Consider the following 5,331-nt stretch of genomic DNA (forward strand, 5'->3'; position numbering starts at 1 on the left):
GTTTTTATGAATTACTAAAAAAATATTCTTCTGAAGAAGATGATGGAGAACATCCAAGCTTCGGAATATATCTTTTAGTTACAAATGAAGTACTGGAAGAAATTGTCCTTAATTATAGAAGATAATTTTAAATCATTGAATAATAGAGAACAAATGAATGCTTTGAAGTAAATTACAATTAATAAGGAGGAATTTAAAATGGATGTAAAATTTGTTTATTTAAAAAACAATTCATTTGAACAAGTGTTCTTTGGTGGGGAAGATGCCGATAAACAAAAAATAGAAGGTTTTGGAAAAAATACAGTTGTAACGCATCGTTGTTTCAAACTATTTTCACCAGATTTTTCTGGAGGCATTGAAGTATTTGTTCCGGTAGAAATGGGGGATAAGGATTTTAAATTTAAGACAAAGGTAAATCTATTGAATCCTTATATCAAACCTGTTGCAGTAAGACTTAATGGTAACTCAAATAGAGCATTTGCATCTTGGGAATTATATGTTGACGATTTAGTCCCTTTTAAATAAACCTGAAAAAATGGAGGAAAAGACATGAAATTTAGTGAAAAAAATATGATTATTGATGCTGAAAAAACGTTTGGAAGAATTGGTTTTATTGGATATGATGGAGAAAGATTTGATAGTGGAGATAACGATAAAGTAGTAAATAAAAGGTATGGTGTTGCGAGTGATAAACAAGAAGGTACTGTCATGATTTATTTACCAGCAACTGTCGATGTTGATTTCCCTTTTGATACTGAGGTAGTATTAGTAAATCCAACTATTAATGCTTTTGCTACAGCAACATATAATAGTACAGATATTGTTACTCAAGTATTTGCTGATAATATTGTACTGGTTTCTACAAACAATAAACCTATGGAGAAAGATTTACAAAAAAAATAATTTAAAGAAAGCAGTATAGCATAAAGTTATACTGCTTTTTCTATGCAAAAAAAATAAAGGAGTTGCTAAGAAGATGTTTAAAAGATGTTTAAACTTATCTATTTTATTGGTAATCACATTGTTCAAATTGATAGTTGCGTTAACTTGTTGTGTTTCTAAGCTCACCTTTACTATTCTAAAAATTATTTTGAAGATAACATTGACCCTATTACATCAGCCAAGGAAGGTACAGGTTGTTCGAAGTGCTTTCTATTAGAAGAAAAGGGATAAGGATTAGAAGGTTCTATCGTAAAAGCTTATTAATGTATGTTCTATTAATAGCTATTCCATTATTTATATTTTTTGGATTGTTGGTGTACTTTATCGTTGGCACTGAAAAAATGATGCTTTTTGGTATAGCATTGGGTGTTTCTTTAATAGTTAATGGTCTACTGACCTTTTGGCTCTTTTATAAACCTTTAAGTAATAGTTTTAATAAAATGAGGCAAAAACAAAAAATAGCAAGAATGATAGAATCTAATAAATTTTATGAAACTAAAAGAGTGACAAAGAACGGAACAAATGGAAAATCTGTTAGCAAGGATAAAATCAGTTATTATCCAAAAGTATATTACAAGGTAAGTGGCGAATATTTATTTGTACGCTTTCCGATGGATATGTCTAAATTTCAAGAGAAGTATTTAGATTTAGGTAAGACTTTTGAAAATGGTTTATTCTGTGATTTGATTGAAAAAGAGTTAGAAGACGGATTTATAAAGTATAAGTTATTATACGATGCTAGTATAAACAGAATTGAGATTAACGATGTAATAGCAAAAAATGGAAAAATAAAATTAATGAAACATATTGAGTGGGAATATGACTCAGTACCTCACATGCTAATAGCAGGTGGAACTGGTGGCGGAAAATCATATTTTATTTTGGCTTTAATTTATGCATTTTTAAAAGTCGATGCGGCTATTTGGGTGATTGACCCTAAAAACGCTGATTTAGCTGACTTGGAAACCATACTGCCAGGAAGAGTATTTTATAAGAAAGGTGGAATTATTGGTTTACTTCGAAACTTAGTTAAAGACATGATGGAACGTTGGGAAAACGTTAAAAAAAGAGAAGACTATGTGACAGGCAATAATTATGCTGTATTTGGTTTATCTCCTGTGTTTTTGATATTTGATGAATATGCAGCATTTATGGACACTTTAGATTACAAAGAGAGTGCTGAAGCAATGAGTTTAGTTAAACAAATTGTTCTATTAGGTAGACAGGCAGGTTACTTTTTAATTTTAGCTGCTCAAAGACCTGATGCAAAGTATTTGGCAGATGGCATACGCGACCAATTTGGATTTCGCGCATCACTAGGGAAAATGTCTGAAACAGGTTACACGATGATGTTTGGCGATACAGATAAAGCGTTTGTATACAAAAAAATAAGAGGTAGAGGATATGCTGATACAGGTGCAATGCAAATATCAGAATTTTACTCACCTTTAGTGCCAAAAAACTTTGAATTTCTAATTGAGATGGAAAAGGTAATACAAAAAAATAATGCTAAAAAGTTAGATGAAGTGTAGGCGCGTGGTCGGCTTTTGCCGACAACGGCAGTGACAGCGCCAGAACGCAATCTAACACGGAAGGAGCGTAGCGAGTGGAGAGTATTTCAGAACCCCCCCACTCTAACAGGGGGGTAGTAACCGATTCAAAAAAAGAGCTTACAGCTTTGCTTGACTACATTCGTGTAAGTTTCAAAACGCATGATGTTGACTTAATTATTGAGTCAGTACTGCATTTAAAGAAAGAATATATGCTTGAGAAGGAATATGGCATGTACGGTTACATTGGCACATTTGAACTAGATAATATTAAAGTTTATTATTCTGCGCCAGATGACAATAGAGGGATTTTGATTGAAATGTCTGGACAAGGTTGCAGACAATTTGAAGCATTTTTGAAAGTTCGTCGAAAGACGTGGTTTGATTTTTTTAATGATTGTGACTCGTTGGAAGGTAAGTATACACGTTTTGATTTAGCTATTGATGATTTTAAAACAAGACTAAGTATACCTGCTTTGCTAAAAAAAGCTCAAAAAGGAGAATGTATTTCACGATTTGATGTTTCAGATTTTAATGGTGGTATTGATTTAAATACAGGTGAACAGAGAGGAACGACGATGTATTTTGGTTCTAAGAAATCGGAACTTTACATGTGCTTTTATCAAAAAAATTATGAACAAGCAAAAAAACTTAAAATTCATGTTGAGGATATTGGATTGTGGAACAGATATGAAATACGAATGAAGAACGATCGCGCGCAAGAATTTGTAAAAAATGTCACTAGACAAAAAAATATGAATGAGATTGGATTACAAGTTATTCATAATTACATTAGATTTACTGATTCTGAAAAAGGAGTAAAAAAGGAAAATTGGAAGGTTAATAAAAAGTGGCAGAATTTTATTGGTGACATCGAAAAAATAAGTTTATATACTAAGCCTTCAGATGAATTCTTTCAAAAATCGAAAAGGTGGCTTGCTCATTCTGCGGCGCCTACTATGCGCATGGTGCTAGAAGGAGACAGAGTTCTTGGAACTTCTGACTTGTCTGATATGGTAGTAAATGCAGAAATGAGTCGAAAGCAAGAAAAAATGTTAGAAGTTATGTTGATGGATGTGTCTAATTTAGTTATTTAACTAATTTATATAAATTGGAGGATGAAAAAATGCTTGATATTGAAATTTGTGTGAAGAATGGAACAAAAACAGCTTGGTTCGTTTTACCAACTTCGCGTGAAGAAATTTGCTCACGGCTCGATATTGATGATGCCCAAGAAACATTCTTAATAGACTCCTATACAGCACCATTTACTATAAATGAAACAGATAATATTAATAGATTGAATGAAATTGCAAACTTGTATGAAGAACATAGTGGTCATGAAGTTATTGATTATCTACCAGATTTAGTAAAAGAAGGATTCTATTCTGATATAAAAAATGCACTTGAAGAAATTGATAATATTTATATCTATCATGAATGTAATTCGATGTTAGACATCGCTTATCAGTTCATTGAAGAAACAGGTTTGCTATCGAACATCCCTGATAATGTTCAGAGATATTTCAATTATGATGCTTACGCACGTGATATGGAAATAGAGGGTTCGTTTTACTTCACGGGTAACGATAAGGCATTGCAAATACCTTGATAAAAGATACTGAAACTATGAAAATGGTTATTTTTAATGCCTTAAAAATAGAATTCGTTAAATAATAAATGAATAGGTGGTAAAAGTATGCGAGTAATAATTCAAAATGAATCTCGTTGCGAAAAAGATTTAGACCGTGATTGGGATATTAAAAATATAGATGAAGTACGTGGAAAGTTGGCTGAAATACCCCTTAATGAGTTTGAAGAAGGAGAAACATTTAATATAATTTTCTCTCAATTTTGGTGTGAATATGTTCCAGCTGGAATCTTTAAACGGGTTGTTTCTGCTGAAGAAGATGTATCAGAATTTGAATATCTTGGGCTAGAATTCATATAAAAAAGAAAAAATGTAGATACTTCAAATATATAAAAAGGAGGGAAAACAATGTTGAAAATTGATGATTTTGTCGAATTAATTTCAAAGAGTGAGCATGAAAACTTGCCATTAGGTACGCTCTTGCAGGTGGTTGATGTTACAGATAACGGTAAAACTGCTTGGGTTCGTCCAGACTATCGCATTTTATCTTTGCCGGTGAATATTTTAAGAAAGGTCTGAGCTAGTTATGTATATGTCTATAATTGAAAGTGAAGCAGAAATAGAAAAAGTTTGCGATGCTTTTTTCTCTGCTTATAAAAAAGATTTATTAAAGATTGAGCATACATGGAAAAATACTTTTGACGCGGCAAGAGAAAATGATATATCACTTAAATGACTTGTCAAAACTTCTGAACTTACTAAATACAACTTGAAAATCACCTATGATGACAATATCAACAAATTTCTTTATGTTTATTTTAGAAATAAGCCCGAGTCCATACATGAAGAAGTAATTGAAATTTGTAAATCTGCTGTCCGTCAAAATGTTTATAAAGAACTCGAGCGGATATTTGATTAATATGGCTTTCAAGAAAATTTCAATGAGTTCAGAAATGAAACGATTAGGTTTTTTGGTTGGTATTGATTATTTAGTCTATACAAAAGAATTATCACGTTCAACAATGCTTGTAGTAGAAGGTTCAAAAGTGAAAGGACATACTGAATATAGGTATACTTTTTATAAAGTATTCTATGAAGGAAAAAAGCGGTATGCTAAATACTTAAAGGTATATATAACTAATGAATCAGCTTTGAATATAATAAAAAAAGTTGAGAATTATTTAAAATTTGTGCAAATAAATTATAATCAAAAAAGAAATTAGACTTTAAACTTTATAATTTGTATAC

At 31.3% G+C, this 5,331-nt stretch carries 9 protein-coding genes; all 9 read left to right on the forward strand.

Going from position 1 to position 5,331, the window contains the following annotated elements:
- Nucleotides 1-198: 198 nt before the first annotated feature.
- On the forward strand, nucleotides 199-525 hold the full coding sequence (locus HCB45_RS14910) for a DUF961 family protein (protein WP_149067206.1): 327 nt from the start codon (nucleotides 199-201) through the stop codon (nucleotides 523-525).
- A 24-nt stretch (nucleotides 526-549) separates the two neighbouring features.
- The gene (locus tag HCB45_RS14915; protein WP_185620425.1) at nucleotides 550-903 is read left to right on the forward strand and encodes a DUF961 family protein; all 354 of its coding nucleotides are present in this window, start codon (nucleotides 550-552) and stop codon (nucleotides 901-903) included.
- A gap of 242 nt (nucleotides 904-1,145) precedes the next feature.
- On the forward strand, nucleotides 1,146-2,474 hold the full coding sequence (locus tag HCB45_RS14920) for an FtsK/SpoIIIE domain-containing protein (RefSeq protein ID WP_185620427.1): 1,329 nt from the start codon (nucleotides 1,146-1,148) through the stop codon (nucleotides 2,472-2,474).
- A gap of 74 nt (nucleotides 2,475-2,548) precedes the next feature.
- Entirely contained in the window at nucleotides 2,549-3,589 is a 1,041-nt protein-coding gene (locus tag HCB45_RS14925) for a replication initiation factor domain-containing protein (protein ID WP_149067204.1), read from the forward strand.
- Nucleotides 3,590-3,618: 29 nt separating this feature from the next.
- Nucleotides 3,619-4,104 (forward strand): antirestriction protein ArdA, encoded by a 486-nt coding sequence (locus HCB45_RS14930; RefSeq protein ID WP_149067203.1) that lies wholly within the window; start codon nucleotides 3,619-3,621, stop codon nucleotides 4,102-4,104.
- 87 nt (nucleotides 4,105-4,191) lie between these two features.
- Nucleotides 4,192-4,443, forward strand: coding sequence for a hypothetical protein (locus HCB45_RS14935; protein WP_149067202.1), 252 nt, complete (start codon nucleotides 4,192-4,194; stop codon nucleotides 4,441-4,443).
- Between the two features lie 48 nt (nucleotides 4,444-4,491).
- Complete coding sequence (locus tag HCB45_RS14940; RefSeq protein WP_185360725.1) at nucleotides 4,492-4,662, forward strand: hypothetical protein; 171 nt, start codon at nucleotides 4,492-4,494, stop codon at nucleotides 4,660-4,662.
- Between the two features lie 13 nt (nucleotides 4,663-4,675).
- Nucleotides 4,676-4,819 (forward strand): hypothetical protein, encoded by a 144-nt coding sequence (locus HCB45_RS14945; RefSeq protein ID WP_185620426.1) that lies wholly within the window; start codon nucleotides 4,676-4,678, stop codon nucleotides 4,817-4,819.
- Nucleotides 4,820-5,036: 217 nt separating this feature from the next.
- Nucleotides 5,037-5,306, forward strand: coding sequence for a hypothetical protein (locus HCB45_RS14950; RefSeq protein ID WP_260508470.1), 270 nt, complete (start codon nucleotides 5,037-5,039; stop codon nucleotides 5,304-5,306).
- Nucleotides 5,307-5,331: the final 25 nt, after the last annotated feature.

Origin of the sequence: Listeria farberi (genome assembly GCF_014229245.1) — a bacterium.
GTDB lineage: Bacteria > Bacillota > Bacilli > Lactobacillales > Listeriaceae > Listeria > Listeria farberi.